A 25798-nucleotide genomic window follows, 5' to 3' on the forward strand; every position below is an offset into this window, starting at 1 on the left:
AAAAGCTTACTCTTCAACCGGTGGTGGCTGAGTCACGGAAACACTTGCCCCTTGAGCGGAGAAGGTAGAGTCTGGTGCTTCAGTCGGTTGCGCATCGCTCTGCTCAGAGACGGGTTGCGGCGTATTAGCATGGGCTTCTGCCACACCATTCACTTTTACTGGCATCCCTGAACGATTTTTCAGTACTTGATTAACCACGTCTTGATTAACGCTAGAATCAGAAAGCACTTTGCTTACAGATTGCGGTAAGTTAACTGGGACCACCGCATTGCTCGTAAATTGTTCTTCGGTCGTCGACAGCGGGTTATGCACCTCTAGGTAGCGTGACCCGTCAGCTTCGACTGACGCTTTGACCGGTTGGTTGACAAATTGTACACGGGTGCCGACCGGTACATGCTCAAATAGCCACTTAATATCGTCACCACGCAGGCGAACACAGCCGTGACTTACACGCAGTCCAATACCGAAATCAGCATTGGTGCCATGAACCGCATACATTTTACCGATATAAAGCGCGTAGAGGCCCATTGGATTATCTGGACCCGCAGGGAAGATGGTCGGTAAATTTTTACCCTCATCGGCATATTCGCTATGCATTTTCGCGGTCGGCGTCCAGGTTGGGTTAGGGCGTTTACTTTCCACCTTAGTGACCCAATTGAGCGGCGTATCTTTACCTAACTGTCCAATACCGATAGGGAGGACGACAACGGTATGTCCGCCTTTCGGATAGTAGTAAAGACGCATTTCAGCACTGTTGATGACGATCCCTTCGCGGGGCGCATCAGGCAAAATCAGCTGTTGTGGAATAATCAGTTTAGAGCCGGCTTTCGGTAAATAGACATCAATACCCGGATTGGCTTCTAACAGATTACTTAGCCCCATCTCATATTGTGCAGCAAAAGCTTCCAGCGGTAATCTGCTGTTAGTAGGGATAGAAACTTCGAGGTTCTCACCAGTAATGCTACTGTTGGCTGCCGGAAGTGGATATACCACCGCATGTGCAGTCTGAGAAAAGGCTGCAACAGTCATGGCAGCAGAGATCAGCGCGCGGATGCTTTTTTTCATAGTAATGTATGGCTTAAACCTGATTAACGGTAGTGTGAACAAGGTAATAGGCCGAATCTGACTCAGCCTTATGCTTAGTATATGTGCAGACGTGATGAATGAACATCTGCTTTTTACTTTCAATACAAGAATCTGATATTTCTGGATATCACTGTGGGGAGTTTCGGGTTCTAAGCCATTGGATCAATTTCCACATTCCCCAAATAACTAGCGCCGCAACCGCTACCCAAAATAAGGGTTCAAGGTAACCTTCGATGCGATTTAACCATGGGGTGATGATCTTGCCTGCATAAAATCCGAGGCTCGCAAAAATACCGGCCCATAGTGCCGCACCAATAATATTTAATAACACGAACAACCAGGGATGTAATCCGCTCGAACCGATAATAATCGGCCCAATAATCCGAAAACCGTACATAAATCTCGCCCCAATCACAAACAGGGCTGGATGGCGATGGATCAGCGTATTCGCCTTATCAATTTTACTTTGCTGCTTCTCGAAGCGGGTTAAAAATTTGGTGCCATAACGCCAACCCAAAAAGAACAGAATCTGGTCACCGATAATACCGCCCACCATGGCGGCAGCGATTACCCAGTAGAGGTGAAGTAACCCTTCATGCGCCGCAATACCGCCAAGCAGAACAAAGGTTTCGCCTTCGGCCATACAACCGATGACCAGTGCGAGATAACCATAATGTGAGATCAGTGAATGAATATCGATAGACAAAATAGGGTCCTGAAGTAAGTAAATGATCGTTTTATCATCATGTGTGCGAGCAATGGCACACGAAACATTGAATTGACAGATTTTTTTACAAATACCAGGCTAAATCCGTAAAGAGACTTAGCTTTTTCTGACTCGACACGCGTATGATGCTGTCGCCAGCGTTTCTCCCTTTCGGAGGAGGGCAGCCTGTATCCAATACAGAAAATTGACTTTGACCATATTAGACGAAAAATGCCAGTAAAACGCCATCATTGTATCCTAGCTCTCCTGTTATGTTGTTGTTTTTCCGTGTCCCCGAAAGTGACTCCGGCTAAGTATAGTGCAAGCCAAGAGAATCGATTAATACAACCGACGATTGCCTCCGGCAGTGCATTGGTTGTCGACCTCACGACGAATAAAGTCATCTTTTCGCTCCACCCGGAACGTGTAAGACCTATCGCCTCGATCACCAAACTGATGACGGTGATGGTTGCCTTGGATGCTAAACAGCCATTGGACGAGCTATTACCCGTAGATATTCATCAAACCTCTGAGATGCGTGGCGTATTCTCGCGAGTCAAAGTCAACAGTCATATTAGTCGCCGCGACATGATGTTGCTTGCACTCATGTCTTCAGAAAACCGTGCGGCAGCCAGCCTAGCGGCGAATTATAAGGGCGGCTATAACGCATTTATTCAAGCGATGAACAATAAGGCGCGTGCACTAGGCATGACGCATACCCATTATGTTGAGCCGACGGGACTGTCTATCCATAATGTTTCAGATGCCGAAGATTTAGTGAAATTACTGAAAGCGACCCGTGCTTATCCGTTGATGGGACAATTGAGCACGACGCAAGAGACCACGGCCTCCTTCGAAAACCCGCGTTACACCTTACCCTTCCGTAATACTAACCATTTGGTCTACAACAAAACTTGGCAAATAGCACTCACGAAAACTGGCTACACCGATGAAGCGGGGCACTGCTTAGCGATGCGTACCGTTATTAAGGGCCGTCCAGTGGCCTTGGTGGTACTGGATGCTTTCGGCAAATATACCCATTTTGCCGATGCCAATCGGATCCGCAGTTGGTTAGAAACTGGAAAGGCTGCGCCGGTTCCGGCCGCGGCCTTGGCCTATAGAGTGACGGCGAAATAAGCAGTAAGCCTTTTGCAGCCACCTTCTGATAGGCAGATTTTTTACAACTCCCTATACTTAATCGTAGCGATAGGGAAGGAATTTAGGAATGTGTATGAGTCGTTTACAAAAAGTCATCTTGACGCTCTGTATGCTCTTTACTTTAGCGGCACCGATGACCTCGGTACTGGCTGATGAAAGTACTGATCAAAGCAGTGACACGGCAGCACCTAAGGTTGATGCCTCGGTCGAACTGCCGAAAATGCAAGTTATTCTTGATAAAATTAAAGGGCAAGTATCGAGTGCCTCGGACGAGTCGCAACTGGCTCAATTGAATGATATGGCGGTCGAACTGGGTGAGAATGCGAGTACGCTTTCGCAAAACTTGGTTCCACAAAGTCAACAAATTGATACGCAGCTTGCAGTATTAGGCCCAGCTCCTGAAGCAGGCAGTGGCGTTAAAGAAACTGCTGACGTCACGAGCCAGCGTCGCCATTTACTGGCACAAAAGTCACGCTTGGATGATCAGATTAAACAAGCGAATGCGTTACAAAAAGGCGCATCGGTGTTGTCGTCACAAATTTTAAATTACCGACGTGATCGCTTAAAAAATCAAGTAAGCCTAAACACCGGCAGTGTGCTGGCGGCGAAATTTTGGCAGCCTCTCTATAATAATCCCGTCGATGGGCCCAAGATTATCACCTTCGCACAAGACCTTAAACAGAGTGTGCAACTCTCCTTCTCACCCGGTTACGGTTTGGGGACGACACTGTGGTTTAGTGCCGCGATCCTGGTCATGGTAATAGGCCGCCGTTATATGGAAGAGTTTCTGGCTTGGGTCAGTATTAATAAACTCTCCGAAGGGCGGCTACGACGCAGTTTTCTCGCTTGTGCGATAGCGATTACCACGCTGCTCGCGATAACCCTATGCTGTAACTTCCTTGCCTTGGCTTTCTCCCGTCATCCCGATGTGGCCGATGATGTTCGTGATCTGGTCTCGAGCTTAGGCATTCAGAGTCTCTTGGCGGGGCTTATTGCCGGCCTTGGTCGAGCATTTCTTTCGACCCGGCGTCCAAGCTGGCGCTTACCGGTGATCAATGATGAATTAGCTAAGGCGTTAAAACCTTTCCCCATTGTGATTGCGACCTTGGTCTTTATCTTCCAAGGACTCGAAGCCTTTAACCGGGCGATTGAAACCAATGTCAATACCACCATTTTTGGTAACGGCCTCACCGCCATCCTGATTGGTTTACTCTGTTTACTTATGGTCACTCGGACTCGCCGGATTCGTCGGAAATTAGACATCGCTGGCCATGAAGTTGAACGCTCGCGTATTGCCGGCTTAGTCGATATCGCCCTGATCCTGACCGGCATTACGATTCTTATCTGTCTGGTGATTGGCTATGTTGGGTTGGCTCGTTATTTAAGTTACGAAGTGATTTGGGTAGGGATTTTATTAAGTACTTTCTACTTCCTTAATGCCTTAGCCATTGATGGTTGCCAAGTCCTATTCTCCACCGATAGCGGGCCCGGCAAATTAGTTACCCGTTCTCTGAATCTGAATAAGAAAACGTTACTGCAATTAGGAAGCCTCTTTTCTGGCTTATTAAAATCTGCACTGATCATTTTGCTGATTTTATTATTGATGAACGGCACAATCTCTTCCTCCAGTCCCGCCGAGATCCTGAGCCGTATTGTCGATTTCTTCGCGGGCCGTGGTTTAGAGAAACTGAATCTCATTCCGTCACACGTCGTAATGGCCCTCGTGACCCTGATTGCAGGAATATATGTCCTGCGTTCAGTGCGTAACTGGCTGGATAATGATTTCCTCCCGCAGACCTCGATGGACGCTGGGATGCGAGTGTCGCTAGTGACCTTGTTCAGCAATATTGGATTCGTTTTAGTATTGCTGATGACCCTATCGGCGATTGGGGTGCAGTGGAATAAATTAGCGTGGATCGTCAGTGCATTATCTGTCGGTATCGGTTTTGGCTTACAAGAGATCGTTAAAAACTTTATCTCAGGCCTAATCTTACTCACCGAACGCCCGGTTAAGGTTGGCGATTTAGTGACAATCAGTGGCATTGAAGGCGATATTCGTCGTATAAACGTGCGTGCCACCGAGATATTATTAACCGATAAGTCGACAGTGATTGTCCCTAACTCGCAATTTATCTCGCAAAATGTTCGTAATGCCACCATGGGCAACGCCCAAGGTGTCGTCACGATTCCATTGACCTTCCCATTAGATATCGATCCGGTACAGGTCAAAAATATTTTACTCGCAGCGTTTAATGATAATGAGAAAATCTTGGACAATCCGGCACCGTCGGTAAGTTTTAAAGATCTCTCTGCTCAAGGTATTCTCTTGAGCGTAACGGGTAATGTGAATTCACAACGATTAATCTCAGCCACCCGCAGTGAATTATTGTTCGAGGTATTAGTGAGATTACGAACGGCCAATGTCGCGCTCTCCTCGCCACAAACTATGGTGATTGAGCAGAAAGCGTTAGAACAGGCGCAATCCATCGAACAACCTTAAGTGTCACGCTGGCACGGCGGACGTCGTCGTGCCTTCCATTAATTTATTTTCTCTTTTTTACCGGATTCTGACATTATCATGACTCAATCATCTTCTCCCATAAGCGCGTGAGTGGCGGGGGTTATCTCAAAGAGAGTTGTTAATGAAATCGATGTTTTCACTGGCTGTTGTCTTACCCCTAGCATTTTTCTCTGCCACCCCCTTTGCCGAGCCAGCGCCACTTCAGGCGTCAAATGAGACTCAGCGTGATCACTTTGTCTCCGCGCTGTTAAAGAAAATGACCCTGGATGAAAAAATTGGCCAGTTACGGCTGATCACTGTCGGCCCAGAAACGCCTAAGCAAACCATTAAACAAATGATTGAAAAGGGGCAAGTGGGGGCTATTTTCAATACGGTCACGCGTCCCGATATTCGCGTCATGCAAGACCAAGTCATGCAGCTCAGTCGACTGAAAATCCCCTTATTTTTTGCTTATGATGTTGTGCATGGTCAGCGCACCATTTTCCCCATCCCTCTCGGCTTAGCAGCAAGTTGGGATACTCAAGCCATAGCAACCGTTGGCCGCATCTCCGCTCTTGAAGCGGCGCAGGATGGATTGAATATGACCTGGGCACCGATGGTGGATGTCAGCCATGAACCCCGCTGGGGGCGAAGCTCTGAAGGATTTGGAGAAGACACTTATCTCACCTCAATAATGGGTAAAACCATGGTTGAAGCGATGCAAGGACCTAATCCTGCCGACCGCAATGCGGTCATGACCAGTGTGAAGCATTTCGCTTTATACGGTGCGGTGGAGGGGGGCAGAGAATACAACAGTGTTGATATGAGCCCTCAGCAGATGTTCCAACACTACCTCCCACCTTACCAGGCGGCATTACAAGCGGGCAGTGGCGGGGTAATGGTTTCGCTGAATTCCATCAATGGGGTACCGGCTACTGCGAATCGTTGGCTGCTTACCGACCTTCTGCGCCACCAATGGCACTTTAAGGGCATTACTATCAGCGATCATGGCGCGATTAAAGAACTGATTAATCATGGTGTCGCCAGCGATCCAGCCGATGCGGTGCGTGTTGCGATCAAGGCCGGTATTGATATGAGCATGAGCGATCAATACTACAGCCAATATTTACCAGGACTGGTAAAAAGCGGCGCGGTGAGCGTTGCGGAAGTTGATAATGCCGCACGGCATGTGCTGAATGTAAAATACGATATGGGACTGTTTCGCGATGCTTACAGCCATTTAGGTCCGGCAGGGAGCGATCCTCAAGATACCAATGCGGAAGATCGTTTACATCGCGCTCAAGCCCGAGAGGTGGCGGCGCAAAGTTTAGTACTGCTCAAAAACTGGCAGCAAATTCTACCGCTTAAGAAGCAGGGTACCATTGCCTTGATTGGCCCGTTGGCCGACAGTCAGCGAGATATTATGGGGAGCTGGTCAGCAGCCGGCGTGGCCAAACAATCGGTGACGTTATTACAAGGGATGCGTGAGGCTGTGGCGAATAAAGCAACACTGCTTTATGCCAAAGGATCGAATATTACGGATAATACCAAGGTGCAGGCCTTCCTAAACCTCTACGAGCCTGCAGTAGACGTTGATAAACGTAGCCCGCAGCAGCTTCGTGATGAAGCGATTGCCACCGCTAAAAAGGCCGATGTGGTCGTGATGGCGGTTGGGGAGTCTCAAGGCATGGCGCACGAGGCTTCCAGTCGTAGTGATATCCGCTTGCCCAAGGCGCAGCGTGATCTTATTACTGCGATTAAGGCCACGGGTAAACCCCTCGTGCTGGTGTTGATGAATGGTCGTGCGCTGGATATTACTCGGCAAGATCAACAAGCCGATGGGATTTTAGAGACGTGGTTTAGTGGAACAGAAGGTGGGCATGCGATCAGCGATGTATTATTTGGTGATGTAAACCCATCCGGTAAGTTGCCCGTGACGTTCCCGCGCTCAGTTGGACAATTACCGCTTTATTATAATCATCTGCCCACCGGACGCCCTTACGACTTTACGCATCCGAATAAATATACGTCGCACTATTTTGATATTAATAATAGCCCGCTCTATCCGTTTGGATTTGGTTTGAGCTATACCGAGTTTACCTTGTCACCGGTTACGCTCTCCTCTGCAGGTTCGGCAGAGGGGGTGAAAATGGCATCGGTAACTGTAACGAATAGCGGTAAACGGGCGGGGGGAACGATCGTGCAGCTGTACTTACGTGATCCTGTTGCTTCCATCAGTCGTCCGGTTAAAGAGCTGAAGGCATTTCAAAAGGTTCAATTACAACCGGGTGAGTCGAAAAAGGTGACCTTCACACTCAGCAAGAACGACTTAGGGTTCTGGAACCAACAGATGAAATGGCAAGTTGAACCGGGAGAATTCGTGGTGATGATCGGCATTGACTCGGTACATACCGACGCGAAATCATTTACCAACCCTTAAGGATTACCGAGTGAATACCGCTGCCTTGTGATAAGGCAGCTTTTTTTTTTATAAGGCTGCTACACTTATGCTTCGAGCATGACAAAATGTGGTGAGAGCATGGAAAATATCGACGTTATACTGGTGGACGAACACGATAACCCACTAGGCCAGATGGAAAAATTAGAAGCGCACCGTCAAGGTCGCCTTCATCGTGCCATCACCGTGTATATCTTTAATACTGAGCAGCAGCTGATGCTGCAGCAGCGGGCATTCAGCAAATACCACTGTGGTGGGCTATGGAGTAATACGTGCTGTGGTCACCCTTTTCCTAACGAGAGCACGCAGCAGGCTGCCGAACGGCGGCTTGATGAGGAGATGGGATTAAAGCTGCCACTGAAGAAAATCACGCAAACGTATTATAATTTGCCGGTGACGGACGGCTTGGTTGAACATGAGTTTGGGCATATTTTTACCGGTTATACCGATCAGTTACCGCGACTCAATCCCGAAGAGGCCGAAAACTATCGTTTTGCCTCGTTATCTGAGATTGAGCAAGAGTTGGTCTCTTCGCCTGAACATTTCACACCCTGGTTTAAAACAACTTTTCCGATGCTGGCCAAGCAGTTACGGGCGGGGGATTAATTTCCCCCCCAGTGGAGAGGTTATTTGCCGATAACAATCGAGTATCCCATTAGCGCCACGCCACCAATCCCCCCTAACGCCATCAATATGAATAGAATAATAAAAAAAAATTTTTTGATGTTCATCTACAGAGTCTCGAAGATATTTTAGGGGGATGATACTCCTAACAGGCAGATCAATAAAGACGTGCGAAACCTTAAGCCTTGATAAGAAAATGCTATGACCTATAAAGGCGTAGTTCGGGTAAGGTCGTCTTTAAAGGAGATAGCGATGAATATTTCTCGTCTGACTGCACCCATCACGGGTGAAGAACTGAGTCAGTTGACGGCATTGATGCAAGAAGCGGTCAGCTTGGGCGCCAGTATTGGCTATACCGATGCGACTAAGCAGGTTGAGGCAATGTCTCGCTACTGGCAACGGCAGAGTAGTGCCCTTACGCAAGGTGACGTGCAATTTTTTTGTGCCCGCATCGAACAGCAAATAGTCGGCATCATTGGTTTAGAGCCTTGCGGAAAATATAACGGGACGCATCGGGGTGAAGTCTTTAAATTAATCGTCGGTCAGGCATGGCGTCGTCAGGGGATAGCAAAAAAACTGATGCAAACAGCCGTCGACAGTGCAACACAAGCAGGGTTAAAATTATTAGTGCTCGACACACGCACTAACGATTTTACCGTTACATTTTATCAGTCCTTAGGCTGGATCGTGGCAGGAGAAATTCCGCGCTATGCGCTGTCGACCACCGGGGAATACCAAGCGACAACCGTGATGTTTTTACTTTTGACTCGACAGTGAAAAATATTGCTCACAATTACTGACGTTGAATAGATACTGTGTAAAAATACAGGCTGTTTCACTCGATAATGGCTTGTTATGGCACTCACTTCAGCAGTAAAAGCGCAAATCAGCGATTGGTATAAAAAACTTCAGCGGAATGTTGACGATTTTATTCCTCGGCTGGCACAGCGTCAGATGATGGCGGAAGTAGCCAAAACCTTGACCGGCGAATCGGGACGGCACTTGGCCATCGAGGCGCCCACTGGGGTGGGGAAAACGCTCTCTTATCTCATCCCCGGTATCGCGGTCAGTCGTGAAGAGAGTAAAACCCTCGTCATCAGTACCGCCAATGTCGCGTTACAAGATCAAATTTATGGTAAAGATCTTCCGTTACTCAAACGTTTTATCCCCGATCTCACTTATACCACCGCATTTGGTCGGCGGCGCTATGTCTGTCCGCGAAACCTCTATTTTACGGGCGATAATAGTCAGCCCGATCTGCTCTATTTATTGGATGATGATTCATTAAGCAGTCAAGCGCCTGGCGTTATTACGCCGCTTGAACAGCAACAATGTGAACAGCTACAGCAGGTGCTTGATAAGGGCAATTGGGATGGCGTGCGGGATCACTATCCAGAGAATATTAGCGATCGCTTATGGGCGCGTTTATCAACCGATAAAGCGCACTGTTTGGCACACCATTGCCAATGGTACAAGGAGTGTCCGTTCTTTTCGGCACGGCGTGATATCGATAATGTCGACGTGGTGATTACCAACCATGCTTTGGTGATGGCTGCCCTAGAGAGCGATTCCGTATTACCCCCCGCGAAAGAGTTATTGCTGATCATGGATGAAGGGCATCACCTTCCTGATGTTGCGCGCGATGCCTTAGAGATCAGCGCGGAGATAACCCCGAGTAGTTTAGCTTTCCAACTCGATCTTTTCGCCAAAACCATTGCGCAGATCACCGCGCAATTTACGCTTAAATCCCCCCCGGCACTGGCGAAGCCCGAACGATTGGCCACCCATCGAGAGACCATTGATGAGTTAGTCTCGGCGTTTACTCAGGCAGTGTTACCTCAGGTCAAGGCCGCGCCGGAGCAGAGTTATCGATTTGTGATGGGGGAGCTGCCGGATGCGCTAAGAGAACAATGTGAACAGCTTTATAAACTTTATGACGGATTGCGTGCAGCGGCTGAGACGTTATTGAACTTCCTTGGCGAACAGACAGGGAAAGCGGATATGGTGCGGATCCACCGCGGTATGCTGCAACTCAATCGTTTTTTTGGTCATTTCGAAGCCCAGTCAAAGTTATGGCGTTTAGCGGCGTTACGACAACTGTCTGGAGCGCCCGTATCGAAATGGGCAACCTTAGAAACAGCGGAAGAAAAACCCCAACTATGGTTACATTGCGCCGGGATCCGCGTTAGTACTCAGTTAGAGAATATTCTTTGGTCAAAAGTACCGCATACCATTTTAACCTCGGCTACTCTGCGCAGCCTCAATACTTTCAGTCGTTTCCAGGAACTTTCTGGGTTAAGCGAAAAATCGACCGACCGTTTTGTGTGTCTCGAGAGTCCCTTTAATCATGCTGAGCAGGGTAAGTTGATTATACCGCAGATGCAGTATGAGCCTGACTTCCAGCACGAAGCGTTACACCTTGCTGAGATGGCGGGTATTTTTCGTCAGACGTTGGTCGAATCTGAGCATAAGGGGATCTTAGTCCTATTCTCCAGCATGCGCGCATTACAGCAATTTGTGACACTGATGAGTGATAAACGTTTGGCGATGTTGGTACAAGGCGACCAACCGCGCACTCGACTTATTGAACTCCATCGCGAGCGGGTGCTGGCCGGGAAACAAAGTATCCTTATTGGTTTGCAATCTTTTGCTGAAGGGCTGGATTTAAAAGGGGAGTTGTTGACGGCAGTCCATATCCATAAAATTGCGTTTGCGCCCATCGACAGTCCAGTTATTGTAACGGAAGGAGAGTGGCTGAAGAGTAAGCAACGTTATCCTTTTGAAAGTCAGAGCTTACCCACGGCCTCCTTCACGTTAATTCAGCAAGTCGGGAGATTAATACGGAGTCATCATTGCCATGGCGAGATTATTATTTACGACCGTCGATTGATCACACGTCATTACGGAAGTCGACTCTTGGCGTCGTTACCGATATTTCCAATTGAACAGCCAAAATTTGCGCCAAGTGACGTCAGCGTAGTACCTTCAGACTTAAAAAAGAAAACCATTCGTCGTCGCGCATCGCGTAAGTAGAGAAATGATGGACAGTAAGCAAATAATTAAAGAGATTGGCCGTGGCAAACTGCATGCACGCCATCTTGACGAAGACACCGCGACGGCCCTTTATCGCGCAATGTTAAGCGATGAGGTCGATGATCTCTCTTTGGGGGCGATCCTCATCGCTCTCCGAATTAAAGGTGAGGGTGAAGAAGAACTCCTCGGTTTCTACCGTGGGCTGGAGGATTTTCTACCGCAATGGCCAGCCCTACCGAATACCTTAATTATCCCGAGTTATAATGGCGCGCGTCGCCAGGCAAATATGACGCCACTGTTAGCTTTATTACTGCATAAGTGTGGAGTGAATGTCTTTCTACACGGTATTCATTGCGACCCGACGCGGTTTACTAGCGCAGAGATCTTCGCGGCAATGGATATCAAACCGGCGCGCGATATTGCTGAAAGCCATCAACAAATGTTGGCGACAGGTTTCTCGTTTATGACCATAGATACGCTTTGTCCCCCGTTAGCAAAACAACTCGACCTGCGGTGGCATCTAGGGCTACGTAATAGCGCCCATACGTTGGCCAAGCTCATTTCGCCTTTTGTGGCGCACGCTGGGGTAAGGCTTAGCAGTGTGTCGCATCCTGAATATTTACCGAAAGTCATACAATTTTTCCGCGATATTCACGCTAAGGCTCTGGTATCTAATGGGTGTGAGGGTGAGGTGTATCTCAATCCGCAACGACCTTCCGCGATACACTATGTGAATAATGAGGGGAGTGATACCTCAGAAATCTTACCTCGGGGGATTCCCGCACAAACGCCGCTAGCCGCGAATAAAGAGATTGCGACGACAGTGGAGTGGATGCAGGCCGTGTTAAGTCAAAAATGTCCTATTCCTGTTCCGCTTCGCGAGCAAATTATCAGTTGTCTCGTCGTCTGCGAGCGTTTTTCTACGCAGAGTGAAGCGGATTCATGGCTCACGGAGCAAGGTTACTGATGCATCCCAGAAATCGTTATCAAGGCCATTATGACCTCGTGGCACTGTTTAGAGTGGAGCCAAGCCTTAAAAACTGGTCAACCCTCACCCCGGCTGGCAAAGTGAGCCTTAACTTCAGTGAACCTGAAGCGGTTAAGCTATTAAATAAAGCGCTTTTGAAACAGTGGTACCACCTGGAGTGGACGTTATCAGACGACCATTTATGTCCGCCCATACCGGGGCGAGCCGATTACCTCCACCACTTAGCGGATTGTCTTGCAGAGGATTTACCAATCCATCGAGGTCCCCAGATTTCAGTCTTGGATATTGGTTGTGGAGCGAATTGTGTTTACCCGTTAATCGGTAACGCTGAATACGGTTGGCGTTTCACTGGCAGTGATTGTCAGCCCGAATCTATTTGCGCGGCTCAACAATTGTTAGCAATGAATGCAGGATTAACGCGTTCGATTCGATTAAGACGGCAAAAAGATCAGCGGAAAATTTTCGACGGTATTATCCAGCACAATGAGTTCTATCACGCTACCTTATGCAATCCTCCGTTTCATACCTCGGAACAGGCTGCGGCGCAAGGTACCGCGCGTAAAAATAATCATCTAGGCATCGCGGAACAGCAGCTCAATTTTGCGGGACGTCACCACGAATTATGGTGCCTGGGTGGAGAAATTGGCTTTATTACGCAGATGATCGAAGAGAGTCTGTTATTTAGACACCAAGTATTGTGGTTTACCACATTGGTAGCCAAGCAACAAAGTTTAGTGCCGCTAAGAAAAGTATTGAAGGAAAAGTCTGTGCCGGTAATAAGAGAGATCGAGATGGGGCAGGGCAATAAAAAAAGTCGGCTATTAGTGTGGAGCTTTCATAATAAACGGGAGAGGAAGGCATTGGTGAAGCCAGCCTAAGCTGGCTTCGAGAGCCATTACTCGATATTAGCTTCGATAAACCATAAGAATTTATCTAAATCACGAGACGCTGCAGTAAAGATGTCGGCGGTGTCTTCGTCATTCACATCGCTAATAGCTTTACGCACATCGTTCGCCACGAGTGCATAACGCTCAGCAAGCGCTACCAGATGTTCCTGAACATTATGAATGTTCAGCGGGTAGCTTTTCAGAGGCGTTTTATCGTTAACCACCTGTGTGGTTCCTAAGGCAACGCCACCGAGTTGCACTGCACGTTCAGCCACACTGTCTTGGTGTTCAGTGATAGCGGTACGGAATCCGTCCAGCATTTCATGGACTGCCATGAAGTTTGCGCCACGCATATTCCAGTGCGCTTGCTTAGTGATGAGAGATAGATCAATCAGTTCAACCACGATTTTGTTTAAGACTTGAATCGTCGCGGCTTTATCTTCATCCGACACATCATTGCGGGTATAAAGCAGTTCAGTATTGTTTGTTTTAACAAGTTTTGCAGTACTCATGAAAAATTCCTTCTTGTTATGAACCTATTGAAATCAACTGAAACCAGTATAGCAGTGCATCGTGAAACTGCAGCAAGGTCTGGCCTATTAGTGAGATAGACTGAATAATTTAACTCTAATGAGAATGATTTTTCTTTTTAGTCTTAATTCGTTTGATTCGATTGGTTTTAGGTTTCATGGTTAACGCCGATCCTGCTGAGGCCAACACTATCGCCATTAGCCCTGCAAGTTGGATGAGCGTTAAGTGTTCATTGAGGAATAAAAAGCCTGAGAAGGCGGCAACGGCGGGTTCCATGCTCATTAAGGTACCGAATACTCTGGCAGGTAAACGTGTCAAAGCCATCATTTCAAGTGAGTAAGGTATCGCGTTCGATAACAAGGCGACTAACAGCCCGACAGGGATAATTGACCAATGCCAAATGCCTGGTTCCGCCATCACCAGTCCGGTGGGAACAAAAACACTCGAGGCAATCAGTGATCCAACCGCCACCGTTGCCGCACCATGCTCAGCCCCGGCTTTTTGGCCAAAGATAATATAAATGGCCCAACAGGCTCCCGCGGCTAAGGCAAAAAATGCCCCCAGTGGGTCAATATTATTTGCACCACCGTGTACTGGAAGCAACATCCATAGGCCGCTGACGGCAATAATGATCCACAAAAAATCGGTAAGTTTACGAGAATTTGCTAACGCAAGCGTTAGCGGCCCAACGAATTCAAGGGCGACACCAATTCCTAAAGGGATAGTTCGCAATGCCATGTAAAAGAGAAAATTCATCCCTCCCAATGCAAGGCCATAAAAAATTAGCGGCCGACGCTGTTCTGGAGCGAACGTTAAACGCCAAGGTTTAAACATTATCCACAACATAATGGTGGAGAGGCCCAACCGTAGTGCTGCGACTCCTGGGGCGCCCACCTCAGAGAATAGTGACTTAGCCAAAGACGCTGCGCCTTGTAAGGTAAACATGGCAATTAACAGCAGGCCGAGCGGATACAATACCGACGCAGACCCTTTTTGTGGAGTGGCCATAGGAAGAGCTCGAATTGGATGAATGGTAGGGATGAATTGTATTGAAACGTGAAAAAATAGCTATAGAGATTCAGAATATGCTTAAAGATTTGTTATTTTAGAAAAAAATTATGGCGCTTTTTTTGAGCTATTTAACCAGGTTTATCAGTAATATAGGTGCTACTGTACACGTTATGTTACATGTTACTAGGGGTTGGACAACAAAATTCGAGCAGAGTTTCTTACTTTTTTTTGTTATATTTCATCTGTTGTCAGTAAAAATAAAAGTAATTTCACATTGAGGTTATTATGAAAAAAATTGCATGTCTTTCAGCTTTAGCTTGTTTACTCGCCGTTTCTGCAGGTTCTGCAATGGCTAAAAGCACCGTTACTGGTGGTTACGCACAAAGCGATTACCAAGGTGTTTTAAACAAAGCTAACGGTTTCAACTTAAAATACCGTTACGAAGATGAGTCTAACCCATTAGGTTGGATCGCATCATTCACTTACACCGAAAAAGATTCAAACAAAAACGTCAACGACTACCGTAAAGGTCAGTACTACGGCGTTACTGCAGGTCCAGCTTACCGTCTAAATGACTGGGCGAGCATCTACGGTGTTGTCGGTATCGGTATCGGTCGCGTTCAAAACAATGCGGAAGGTCACGGTGCTGCAGGTTACAACAGCAAGAGCAACAGCGATGTCGGCGTTGCTTACGGTGCTGGCCTGCAATTCAACCCATGGGAAAACGTTGCGCTTGACGTTGGTTACGAGCAAAGCCGTATCCGTAGCGTAGACGTTGGTACTTGGATCGCTGGTGTTGGTTACAGCTTCTAATTGTACAGTTCCTAAAAAACGACCCTTTTGGGTCGTTTTTTTTTACCTAAAGAAAATGCGTACTAAACGTTTTAAAAGGTAAAGACGTAATTGGAAAGGAGAAAGTGTTGCGTAACCATAAAAGGAAATTTGAACAGGCGAGTGGTGGGAACCGCTTAGTTCTCGAGAGTGTTCTTTATTGTCACGCATGGCCCGTCCTCCTCAACAATGATGACAAAAAAGTGTCAACGTTCATAATTTATAGCACAGGCTATATTGTTTAGCCATTGCTATGTGAGAAAAGAGTTGAGCTTGATCTCATCTCGTTTAAGATAGTGAGCATGGTCGGCAATGTCGACATTGGCCTTTGTAAGGAATTTCGATGAATCACCCTAATACTCGTGTAAAGCCAACAATTGGCCCGATTAAAGATCTAGAAAACCATGTTGAAGGTTTTAAACAGGTGAGAGAAGCGCACCGGCGCGAACTGATCGATGATTACCTCGAACTAATTTCTGATCTTATTCATGAGTTTGGCGAAGTCCGTCAAGTGGATATGGCTGCACGACTAGGTGTTTCACAACCTACTGTGGCGAAAATGCTGAAACGTCTAGCTGCTGCCAGACTTATCCAGCAAATCCCTTATCGTGGTGTTTTTCTTACCCAAGAAGGTGAAAGCCTGGCTCAACAGAGCCGCGAACGTCATGCTATTGTTGAAGAATTTTTATTGAGTTTAGGCATATCTCCTGAAGTCGCTCATTGTGATGCTGAAGGAATCGAACACCATGTTAGTGATGAAACCTTAGCGGTATTTAAAACTTTTATCGCAAAAAATAAACATAATCCCTAGTATTAACTACGCTGTTCCCGTCATTTTCCTTGTAAATAGTAGGGAATAAACAGTGAACATTACTTTTATTCCCTTCGCGATTTCGGTCACTGTTTTAACATTATTGACACTTAGTATATGCGTGCATTATTTTTTTCTGAAAATTAGGTTAATTAATCAAAATTCTCTTACACTATCAGAGAATGTAATGGACACAATGAGTGAATGGAATCAGTACCAGAATTATCTGAAACGGGTTTTTACTGAATAAAAGAAATTTAGTTGTTAGATTAAAAGCGTTTAATGATCTAGCAATTTCAGAAGTAATGAATTTGTAATGAAGGTGTCAGATCTCTTAACCTTGTAATAATATTTATTTTTTAGACTTAATATTTCTAATTTTCTATTTATTTTCTAAACTAATTTCGGTAACCTTGGCATTAATGTGATTTTTTAAGTTTACAGAAAGGGAAAAATAATGAGCGATGTTTTTAAACTACTGAACAATATCCGTACACTGCGTGCGCAAGCTCGCGAAGTTGAGTTAACTGACCTAGAAGAAATTTTAGAAAAATTAACGACTGTCGTGACAGAACGCCGTGAAGAAATTGAAGCTGAAGAAGCATTAAACCGCGAGAAAGCGGAAAAACTTTCTAAATACCGCGAATTATTAGCTGCCGAAGGCATTGACCCAAGCGAATTATTAGGCGCGACTGAGACCAGTAAAAAACGTGCTAAACGCGCACCTCGTCCTGCTAAGTATGCTTATACTGACGAAAACGGCGAGAAAAAATCTTGGACTGGCCAAGGTCGTACTCCAGCCGCTATCAAAAAAGCACTGGATGAAGGCAAGTCACTCGACAGCTTCTTGATCTAAGCTCAGTGCTACTTAATAACCAGCGTACGCGCTGGTTTTTTTATTGTTTTCTTTCTGTAGTATTCAGAGAAATTTTCCAGATGAGTTATAATCACTTCCTTGTGTCGTGCTTATACAGCTACAGCGGTAAATTCTGTCAAGTCATACTCAATCAGTGCCCAATCCCATTAATTAAAAGGCTTAATCGTGTTAGTAACCAATAACGTAACCATGCAATTTGGTAGTAAACCACTATTTGAAAATATTTCTGTGAAATTTGGCGGGGGCAACCGCTACGGGTTAATTGGCGCAAATGGTAGCGGCAAATCAACCTTTATGAAAATTTTAGGACGTGATTTACAACCAACGGCGGGTAACGTAGCGTTAGATACGAACGAGCGTATCGGTAAACTGCGCCAAGACCAGTTCGCCTTTGAAGCCTTTACTGTGTTGGATACGGTGATCATGGGCCATGATGAGTTATGGCAAATTAAGCAAGAAAGAGACCGTATTTACGCATTACCTGAGATGAGTGAAGAAGAGGGCTATAAGGTCGCTGATCTTGAAGTCCTGTACGGTGAGATGGATGGTTACAGCGCAGAAGCCCGAGCGGGTGAACTGCTATTGGGTGTTGGGATCGACGTTGACCTGCATTATGGGCCAATGAGCGAAGTTGCTCCGGGTTGGAAGCTGCGTGTGTTGCTTGCGCAAGCGCTTTTCTCAAATCCTGATATTCTGCTATTAGACGAACCGACGAACAACTTGGATATTGATACGATCCGCTGGTTAGAACAAACCCTAAATGAGCGTGACAGTACGATGGTTATTATTTCGCACGACCGTCACTTCCTGAATATGGTCTGTACGCATATGGCGGATTTGGATTATGGCGAAATTCGCGTCTATCCAGGGAATTACGATGAATACATGACTGCTGCCACGCAATCTCGTGAGCGTCTACTTTCTGATAACGCTAAAAAGAAAGCGCAAATTGCGGAGCTACAATCCTTTGTTAGCCGTTTTAGTGCCAATGCGTCGAAGTCTCGTCAAGCGACCTCGCGGGCTAAACAGATCGACAAAATTAAATTAGATGAAGTCAAAGCCTCAAGTCGTCAAAATCCATTTATTCGTTTTGAACAAGATAAAAAATTATTCCGTAACGCGTTAGAAGTTGAAGCGTTGACGAAAGGATTTGATAACGGCCCACTATTTTCAAAACTCAGTCTTCTGCTCGAAGTCGGTGAGAAATTAGCAATTATTGGTGCTAACGGTATCGGTAAAACAACGTTACTTAAAACCTTGGTTGGTGATTTAGCGCCGGAAGGTGGCAATGTAAAATGGTCTGAAAATGCCTCTATCGGTTATTACGCCCAGGACCATGAATACGAATTTGCTAACGATCTAACGGTTTTCGATTGGATCAGCCAATGGAAACAGGCGGGTGATGATGAGCAAGCAGTAAGAAGTGTATTAGGTCGATTACTCTTTAGCCAAGACGATATTAAAAAACCCGCCAAAGTGCTATCAGGGGGTGAGAAAGGGCGGATGCTATTTGGTAAATTAATGATGCAGAAACCTAATATTCTGATAATGGATGAGCCAACTAACCACTTAGATATGGAATCCATCGAATCTTTAAATATGGCGCTGGAAATGTTCGAAGGGACACTCATCTTCGTTTCACATGATCGTGAATTTGTAAGCTCTTTAGCGACCCGCGTTCTGGAAATTAAACCAGGTAAAGTCAGCGACTTCACCGGTAATTATGAAGATTATTTAAATTCTCAAGGTATTAACTAGTGAATAGTGTGCCTAGCCAGCGTGGGGGTTAGGCACAGAGCCTACAGTCTGGATTTCGCTTTACTTTTAACGGGGTAAAGCTGAAATTCATCGCATCGTAAAGTAAGTAGCGGCCTTTTGTTTCACTGCCATACTGCGTTAAATGTCTAATCGCTTCCATAGCCTGTAGACTCCCGATTATCCCGGTCAGCGGCGCCATCACCCCGTTTTCTACACAGCTCCCGACAGGTTCGCCAAAGAAATGGCTCAGGCATTCGTAGCAGGGCTCGTCTTTCTGCCAAGTAAAGCTGATCACACAGCCCTCCATACGAATAGCTGCCCCAGAAACCAGTGGGGTTGAGGTCGTGAAGCACAGATGATTTATCTGCTGGCGGCTAGAAAGTTGATCGGTGCAATCTATAACCATATTATGTTCAGCGCAGCGCGCGAGCCATTCGCTCGATTTGCCGAAGGCTTGCTGTGAAATAATGACCTGACAGTCTGGGTTACGTAAGGCGAGTTGCTGTTTCGCGACCTCAACTTTTGCTTTGCCACAGTCGGTCTCAGTGAACAATATCTGTCGAGGAAGATTAGAGAGGCTGACGGTATCGGGATCAACTAATGTCAGTTGGCCGATACCACTTGAGGCCAGATAAGTCGCCACGACACAGCCCAAACCTCCCATTCCCACTATTATCACTTTCGCTGCGGCAAGCTGTTGCTGCTTATCAATATCGAAATCTTTTAGGGCTATTTGGCGGTCATAGCGTAATAAAGCGTGATCAGATAAAGACATTATGCACCGTCTAAGAAATCAGGGAAAGGTTGAAGCGTTACCGTCTCACCCGACGCTATTGAACCTGATTCACGCGGTAAGCAGATAAAACAGTTGGCATGAGTAAAGGTACTAAACATATGGGAGCCCTGTTTATCATCCGCCGTTACGCGAAGCTCTCCATGATGAGAAGAAAAATACCCACGTTGAAATTCAGTTCGACCTGGTTGCTTAGTGATCGAGGCGGTCAAGACTGCAGGGAAGGGAGCGAAAGGCGCTGCGGTGATCCCCTGTAAACGCAGGATCATTGGGTATACCAGTTGACAAAAAGTCACTACCGCAGAGACCGGATTGCCGGGTAACCCACAAAATAGGCTCTCACGTAATCGACCAAACGCGAAAGGCTTTCCGGGTTTCATCGCCAACTTCCAGAACGTGATATCTCCGCATTCTAGTAAGACATCCTTGGTATAGTCAGCAGCCCCTACTGACACGCCGCCAGTGCTGATCACCAGATCGGCTTGTTGGTCAGCGCGGTGAAAAGCTTCTGTAAGCGAAACTTTATTATCTGGGATGATGCCCAGATCAATCACGTTACAGCCTAGGCGTTGCAGCATAAGCGCAATCGCAAAGCGATTTGTATCGTAAATTTGCCCGACAGCAAGGGGGGCTCCGGGTGTGACGAGTTCATCGCCGGTAGAAAAAACCGCCACGCTTAGTTGGCGTGTGACCTTAACTTGCTGTATTCCTAAAGACGCCAAAAGCGGAAGATCTTTCACTTTGAGGCGAACACCGGCGTCCAGCACGACTTGTCCTTGACGAATATCCTCACCGATTCGGCGAATATTTTGGCCAGCGTTCACGGCTGCAGTCAGTTGAATGCCTTGATCTGTTCTTTTCGTCTGCTCTTGCATCACCACGGCTTCGCAGCCTTCCGGTACCGGCGCGCCCGTCATAATTTGAATAACGTGTCCCGCGGATAGGGGGCCAGAATAGGGCTTACCCGCGAACGCTTGACCCGTAATGGGTAAGGTATATCCGGCGTCAATATCGGCCAGGTGTAAGGCATAGCCATCCATCGCTGAATTATCGAAATTAGGCACATTTATCGGTGAGATAATCGGCTCAGCCGTTACCCAACCTAAGGCTTCATTAATATTCAGGGTTCGTGATTCAGTGAGTGGGGATAAGTCCCGTAGCAAAAGTGCCTGAGCATCTTCTACGGAGAGTAGGTCTGCGGTGAACGGTTCCATCTCAATCTCATTCAATTTGGGAATTCATTACAGGGTAACACGTTAGTGACGGATCGTAAGTGGCAGGTCATGATAATTACCCCTCTTATCGAGAGGATCAGAGAGAAGAGCCCGGATGAGGTAATGCAACGTTTACTAAAATTACGAGGATAGTAAGGCGCTAACTCGCCTCATCGCGATGAGATGATTTACTCGCCGATGAAAAAAAATTGTAAATCTTTTAACACGACGGTAGATACTGGCACTCTGGCAGGATATTCTCGTTTTCAACGAGTTAATCAGGATTGAGTAAATATAATGCGCCCATTAAAGATGTCGACCTCGCTTCGCCCAGCGTTACTAGCCGTATTGATTATTGCCCCTAGCGTGAGTTTCGCAGATCCTCAACCCAATGCCCCTCAGGTTGATGCCAAAGCATGGATCCTTATGGACTATGATAGTGGGAAAGTACTGACTGAATCTCACGCCGATGATCGACTGGATCCCGCGAGCTTAACGAAAATGATGACCAGCTATGTGGTGGGTCAAGCGTTGAAAAGTGGAAAAATTAAGTCAACGGATAGGGTGACCATTGGTCAAGACGCGTGGGCAACCGGTAACCCTAAATTACGTGGTTCCTCGGTAATGTTCCTTAAACCTGGTTCGCAGGTCTCGGTGGCGGATCTTAATCGCGGAATCGTCATCCAGTCGGGTAATGATGCCTGCATCGCGCTCGCCGATTATGTCGCGGGTAGCCAAGATACCTTTATTGGCTTAATGAATAATTACAGTCAAAAACTCGGTCTTACCAATACACATTTCACGACAGTGCATGGGCTAGATGAGCCTGGCCAATATAGTACCGCACGGGATATGGCACTGATTGGTCAAGCCTTGATCCGCGATGTACCCGAAGAATACGCGCTCAATAAAGAAAAAGAGTTTAGCTTCAATAATATTCGTCAACCTAACCGTAACCGTCTGCTGTGGAGTTCATCACTGAATGTTGATGGGATCAAAACCGGATATACCTCAGGCGCGGGTAATAATTTAGTTGCCTCGGCAACGGCAGGTAATATGCGCTTAATCTCAGTGGTGCTAGGGGCAAGTACTGACGCTATCCGTTTTCGTGAAAGCGAGAAGTTATTGAATTGGGGCTTCCAGAACTTCGAAACGCTGTCACCGATTAAAGCGGGTAAACCTTTCGTGCAAACTCGAGTCTGGTTTGGTGAGTCTAAGCAGGTTGCACTTGGGGTAATGGATAATGCCTCCGTCACTGTTCCTAAAGGTCAAGTTACTGCTTTGAAGGCAGACTATACCTTAAGCCAAAACCAGCTTTCTGCACCGCTCACTAAAGGACAAGTTGTCGGTCAGGTGAATTTCCAAATCAATGGAAAAGTCGTCGATCAAAAACCCCTAGTGGTCTTGGAAGAGGTTAAAGAGGGCGGATTATTCAGTCGTTTAGTTGACTATATTTGGCTCCATATCTCTTCATTGTTTGCCAAATGGTTCTAATCGTTCTCAGGTAGTAAACATAAAAAAGCCAGGGTCACTTCATCACCTGGCTTTTGTTAACTCCACAATAATTAATGTTGTGTCCAACCCCAACGGATCGGCAAGGCAAAAAGTTGACGATAAACTTTATGGGCAAAGGTTAAGAGTGCCTTACCATAAAATGTCCAACCGAGCTCTGCAGTAAGACAGCCAATCATACCCACTAACAGCCCACCAACCATATCGAGCGGCCAATGCACGCCAAGATAAATGCGTGACCAAGCGATTAATACGCCGATCGTAAGCAAGGCTATACCAGACCACGCCCGATGCCAAAATAGGAAGGCTAAGCTGAACGTAAAGATAAAGGTACCGTGGTCACTTGGGAAGGAAGTATCCGCAGAGTGGTTTAACCAATGATAGCCCAGGCCAATAGCGAAGGGGCGAGGATGCGGAAACACCACACCTATCACGAAGGAGAACAGGGTAGCATAGAGCAAAGCGGTAGCTGTTTTAAGAACCAGTTCACGGCGTGAGTCGAGGCACTGTTTCGGTGACCAGAGCCATAGACCGACCACCAGCAACGGAACGATACCGATAACATCTTTAGCTAAAATGGTGGCGAAATTAATCAGCCAATGGGGAGAATCTGGAGTCGCATTAAGCCATAAAAAAAGCTGGGTGTTCAACTGCTCCATAATAGAGATGTTCTCCTTGAGGGCGGGTAGCATTAATTGTTAATTTCCAATATTAGTATAATTAATGTTTTGCGGCTAGGGTGAAAAGTCTTATCTTTTCACCCCATAAGTCAAAGACTAACCGCCTGGCCACAACATCACAACGAGTGTTCCGGCGAGAGTCAATATGACGTTGGCAATCGCATAGGTGCCAGCATAACCCAACGCGGGGATACTGCTGCGTGCGGTATCGCTAATAATTTCAAGCGCCGGTGCACAGGTACGTGCCCCCATCAATGCCCCGAACAACATCGCTCGGTTCATCCGTAATACATAAGCGCCAAAACAGTAACAGATCACTACCGGCAGAAGACTGACAAGTACGCCACATAACAGCATGGAGATCCCATTTTCACCTAATCCATGGTGTAACCCACTGCCTGCGCTTAAGCCGACACCCGCCATAAAGACCAGTAATCCAAATTCTTTCACCATGGTCAGTGCCCCTTGCGGGATATACCCAAAGGTCGGGTGGTTGGCGCGTAAGAAACCCAGCATGATCCCCGCGAAAAGCAGTCCTGCGGCATTACCAATCCCAAAACCAAAATTACTGAATTGAAACGTCACCATACCGATCATCAATCCAACGATAAAGAAGGAACAGAAGGCGAGCAGGTCGGTCATTTGACTATGAATGGCCACAAAACCGATACGATCAGCGATACTCTTCACCCGCCTTGTTTCACCACTGATCTGTAAGATATCTCCTTTATTTAATAAGATATCGTCGTCGATCGGCATCTCAATCTGGTTACGGATCACGCGGTTAAGAAAGCATCCATGATCGGTCAACCGTAATTTACCTAGACGCTTATTGACCGCGTTATGGTTTTTTACCACGATCTCTTCGGTAACTATCCGCATATCCAACAGATCACGGTCGAACACCTCTTTCCCATGTCGGAAACTGGGATCTAAGCGCGCATGCGCATCCGGATAGCCGACCAGGGAAATATCATCGCCTTCTTGCAACACCGCATCGCCGTCTGGGCTAGCCAAGATGCCGTTACGTCGGATACGCTCGATATAGCATCCAGTGTGACGATAAATCCCTAACTCACGTAGATTTTTACCGCCACTCCACTCGACGAGCTCTTTCCCCACCCGGTAGGCGCGGATAACCGGTAAAAAAACCTTACGCTGGCTATCGGCATCCAAGCCGCGTTCACGTGCGATTTGTTGCGCACTGGTTGGCAGGTCTTGGTGCTGTAGTCGCGGAAGATAGCGTGCCGCGAAGATCAAGCTGACTAAACCGACCAAATAGGTCAGGGCATAGCCTAGACTGAGATTATCTTGGAGGAGAGCGAGCTGTTGAGGGTCGGTAATCACTTGCCGGAGTGTATCACCGGCCCCGACAAGTACCGGCGTGGAGGTCATCGACCCTGCTAATATGCCAGCGGATAGACCGATATCCCAGTGAAAAAATTTGCCTAAGCCCAACACGATCAGCAATGCACTGCCAACCATCACCAGTGCCAACATTAAATAGTTTTTTCCATCACGGAAAAAGATTGAAAAGAAGTTAGGCCCGGCTTCAATGCCCACGCAGAATATAAACAGCATGAAACCTAAGCTCAGTGCATTAGTGTTAATAGAGTAATGTTGTTCGCCTAACAGTAGAGAGACCACCAGTACCCCGATTGAGCTACCAAGTTGGATACTTCCAAGCCGAATTTTTCCTAGGCATAGACCGAGAGAGAGCACTACGAAAAGAAGCAAGACATCATTGGCGCTGAGCAAATTTGCAACGTTTATATTCACGAGTCAATTTTCATTTAAAAAGTCGAAGAAGCGATTCCATCAGCCAACTGTAGACTAGCACTGACGGTTCTAAAAAAACCGACTCATTCTAATCGTTCACTTGCCCAACTGCTATGACTGATTGAGGGAAAAAATGATTTTACTCAGGGGGAGGGCGGGTACTGATGAAGTCAGTACCCGAAGGGATTATTGGTATAATCCGAGATGTTGCTTGGCATAGGCTTCAAATTCGGTGAAACCGCCGACGTGCGATTCGTCGATAAAGATCTGTGGAACAGTTTCCACCGTCTTTCCTGCGCTTTTCGATAGATCGTCTTTGCTGATCCCTTCGGCGTGAATATCCACGTAGCGATAGCTAAAATCATCACGCTCGTCAGTTAATTTATCCGCTAACTCTTTTGCGCGGACACAATAGGGACAGCCAGGGCGACCAAAAATTACCACAAACATAATAGCTCCTTTGAAAAATGAACGATTTATCATGCCTTGGCAGCAGACAGATTGGAAGTCGATAAGAGGCCTGAATACTGATTCCGCACATTCGGTGAGTCGATAGGGATG

The 25798-nt window shown here is 46.8% G+C and carries 22 protein-coding genes; 13 read left to right on the forward strand and 9 right to left on the reverse strand.

Going from position 1 to position 25798, the window contains the following annotated elements:
* Positions 1-6: 6 nt before the first annotated feature.
* Together BMX14_RS06630 and BMX14_RS06635 are read right to left on the reverse strand one after the other, a co-directional pair.
* Positions 7-1065 carry a L,D-transpeptidase family protein gene (locus tag BMX14_RS06630; RefSeq protein WP_092674524.1) on the reverse strand — a complete coding sequence of 353 codons (1059 nt, stop codon included), beginning with the start codon at positions 1063-1065 and terminating at the stop codon, positions 7-9.
* A gap of 148 nt (positions 1066-1213) precedes the next feature.
* A complete protein-coding gene (locus BMX14_RS06635; RefSeq protein ID WP_092674527.1) occupies positions 1214-1792 on the reverse strand; it encodes a DedA family protein in 579 nt (192 codons plus the stop codon).
* A gap of 231 nt (positions 1793-2023) precedes the next feature.
* Between BMX14_RS06635 and pbpG the strand changes: the two genes are divergently transcribed.
* From pbpG to rlmF, 8 genes are all read left to right on the forward strand, one after another.
* Positions 2024-2929: a D-alanyl-D-alanine endopeptidase gene (pbpG, locus tag BMX14_RS06640; protein WP_092674530.1), complete on the forward strand. Its 906-nt coding sequence runs from the start codon at positions 2024-2026 to the stop codon at positions 2927-2929.
* A gap of 94 nt (positions 2930-3023) precedes the next feature.
* Positions 3024-5450 carry a DUF3772 domain-containing protein gene (locus tag BMX14_RS06645; protein WP_092674533.1) on the forward strand — a complete coding sequence of 809 codons (2427 nt, stop codon included), beginning with the start codon at positions 3024-3026 and terminating at the stop codon, positions 5448-5450.
* A 142-nt stretch (positions 5451-5592) separates the two neighbouring features.
* Positions 5593-7890, forward strand: a complete 2298-nt coding sequence (bglX, locus tag BMX14_RS06650; protein WP_092674536.1) for a beta-glucosidase BglX — start codon at positions 5593-5595, stop codon at positions 7888-7890.
* A 99-nt stretch (positions 7891-7989) separates the two neighbouring features.
* Complete coding sequence (gene idi / locus BMX14_RS06655; RefSeq protein ID WP_092674539.1) at positions 7990-8514, forward strand: isopentenyl-diphosphate Delta-isomerase; 525 nt, start codon at positions 7990-7992, stop codon at positions 8512-8514.
* Positions 8515-8784: 270 nt separating this feature from the next.
* Positions 8785-9309: a GNAT family N-acetyltransferase gene (locus BMX14_RS06660; protein ID WP_177173099.1), complete on the forward strand. Its 525-nt coding sequence runs from the start codon at positions 8785-8787 to the stop codon at positions 9307-9309.
* 78 nt (positions 9310-9387) lie between these two features.
* Positions 9388-11565, forward strand: coding sequence for an ATP-dependent DNA helicase DinG (gene dinG / locus BMX14_RS06665; RefSeq protein WP_092674545.1), 2178 nt, complete (start codon positions 9388-9390; stop codon positions 11563-11565).
* Positions 11566-11572: 7 nt separating this feature from the next.
* Positions 11573-12532: a DNA-binding protein YbiB gene (gene ybiB / locus BMX14_RS06670; RefSeq protein WP_092674548.1), complete on the forward strand. Its 960-nt coding sequence runs from the start codon at positions 11573-11575 to the stop codon at positions 12530-12532.
* Positions 12532-13431, forward strand: coding sequence for a 23S rRNA (adenine(1618)-N(6))-methyltransferase RlmF (gene rlmF, locus BMX14_RS06675; RefSeq protein ID WP_230527355.1), 900 nt, complete (start codon positions 12532-12534; stop codon positions 13429-13431). Before ybiB ends, rlmF begins: the two co-directional genes overlap by 1 nt.
* 17 nt (positions 13432-13448) lie before the next feature.
* Here rlmF and dps read toward each other — a convergent pair whose 3' ends face one another.
* Positions 13449-13952: a DNA starvation/stationary phase protection protein Dps gene (dps, locus tag BMX14_RS06680; protein WP_092674554.1), complete on the reverse strand. Its 504-nt coding sequence runs from the start codon at positions 13950-13952 to the stop codon at positions 13449-13451.
* A gap of 115 nt (positions 13953-14067) precedes the next feature.
* Entirely contained in the window at positions 14068-14979 is a 912-nt protein-coding gene (gene rhtA, locus BMX14_RS06685; protein ID WP_092674557.1) for a threonine/homoserine exporter RhtA, read from the reverse strand.
* A gap of 288 nt (positions 14980-15267) precedes the next feature.
* Between rhtA and ompX the strand changes: the two genes are divergently transcribed.
* The 4 genes from ompX (at position 15268) to BMX14_RS06705 (ending at position 19259) form a co-directional block, all read left to right on the forward strand.
* Complete coding sequence (gene ompX, locus BMX14_RS06690) at positions 15268-15795, forward strand: outer membrane protein OmpX (protein WP_092674560.1); 528 nt, start codon at positions 15268-15270, stop codon at positions 15793-15795.
* Between the two features lie 361 nt (positions 15796-16156).
* Entirely contained in the window at positions 16157-16624 is a 468-nt protein-coding gene (mntR, locus tag BMX14_RS06695) for a manganese-binding transcriptional regulator MntR (RefSeq protein ID WP_092674563.1), read from the forward strand.
* A 457-nt stretch (positions 16625-17081) separates the two neighbouring features.
* Complete coding sequence (locus BMX14_RS06700) at positions 17082-17480, forward strand: H-NS family histone-like protein (RefSeq protein WP_092674566.1); 399 nt, start codon at positions 17082-17084, stop codon at positions 17478-17480.
* 186 nt (positions 17481-17666) lie between these two features.
* Positions 17667-19259 (forward strand): ABC-F family ATPase, encoded by a 1593-nt coding sequence (locus BMX14_RS06705; RefSeq protein WP_092674569.1) that lies wholly within the window; start codon positions 17667-17669, stop codon positions 19257-19259.
* Positions 19260-19287: 28 nt separating this feature from the next.
* On the opposite strand, the gene moeB is transcribed toward BMX14_RS06705, so the two are convergent.
* Together moeB and moeA are read right to left on the reverse strand one after the other, a co-directional pair.
* Complete coding sequence (gene moeB, locus BMX14_RS06710) at positions 19288-20034, reverse strand: molybdopterin-synthase adenylyltransferase MoeB (protein ID WP_092674572.1); 747 nt, start codon at positions 20032-20034, stop codon at positions 19288-19290.
* Positions 20034-21266 (reverse strand): molybdopterin molybdotransferase MoeA, encoded by a 1233-nt coding sequence (gene moeA / locus BMX14_RS06715; RefSeq protein ID WP_092674575.1) that lies wholly within the window; start codon positions 21264-21266, stop codon positions 20034-20036. The genes moeB and moeA overlap by 1 nt, the downstream gene beginning before the upstream one ends.
* A 297-nt stretch (positions 21267-21563) precedes the next feature.
* On the opposite strand from moeA, the gene BMX14_RS06720 reads away from it, so the two are divergent.
* A complete protein-coding gene (locus BMX14_RS06720; RefSeq protein WP_092674577.1) occupies positions 21564-22760 on the forward strand; it encodes a serine hydrolase in 1197 nt (398 codons plus the stop codon).
* 71 nt (positions 22761-22831) lie between these two features.
* On the opposite strand, the gene ybjG is transcribed toward BMX14_RS06720, so the two are convergent.
* The 3 genes from ybjG to BMX14_RS06735 form a co-directional block, all read right to left on the reverse strand.
* On the reverse strand, positions 22832-23437 hold the full coding sequence (gene ybjG / locus BMX14_RS06725; protein ID WP_092674580.1) for an undecaprenyl-diphosphate phosphatase: 606 nt from the start codon (positions 23435-23437) through the stop codon (positions 22832-22834).
* Positions 23438-23554: 117 nt separating this feature from the next.
* The gene (locus BMX14_RS06730) at positions 23555-25237 is read right to left on the reverse strand and encodes an aspartate:alanine antiporter (RefSeq protein WP_092674583.1); all 1683 of its coding nucleotides are present in this window, start codon (positions 25235-25237) and stop codon (positions 23555-23557) included.
* 186 nt (positions 25238-25423) lie between these two features.
* Positions 25424-25687: a GrxA family glutaredoxin gene (locus tag BMX14_RS06735; protein WP_092674586.1), complete on the reverse strand. Its 264-nt coding sequence runs from the start codon at positions 25685-25687 to the stop codon at positions 25424-25426.
* Positions 25688-25798 lie beyond the last annotated feature (111 nt).

It is taken from the genome of Rosenbergiella nectarea, from assembly GCF_900111105.1.
Taxonomy (GTDB): Bacteria; Pseudomonadota; Gammaproteobacteria; order Enterobacterales; family Enterobacteriaceae; genus Rosenbergiella; species Rosenbergiella nectarea.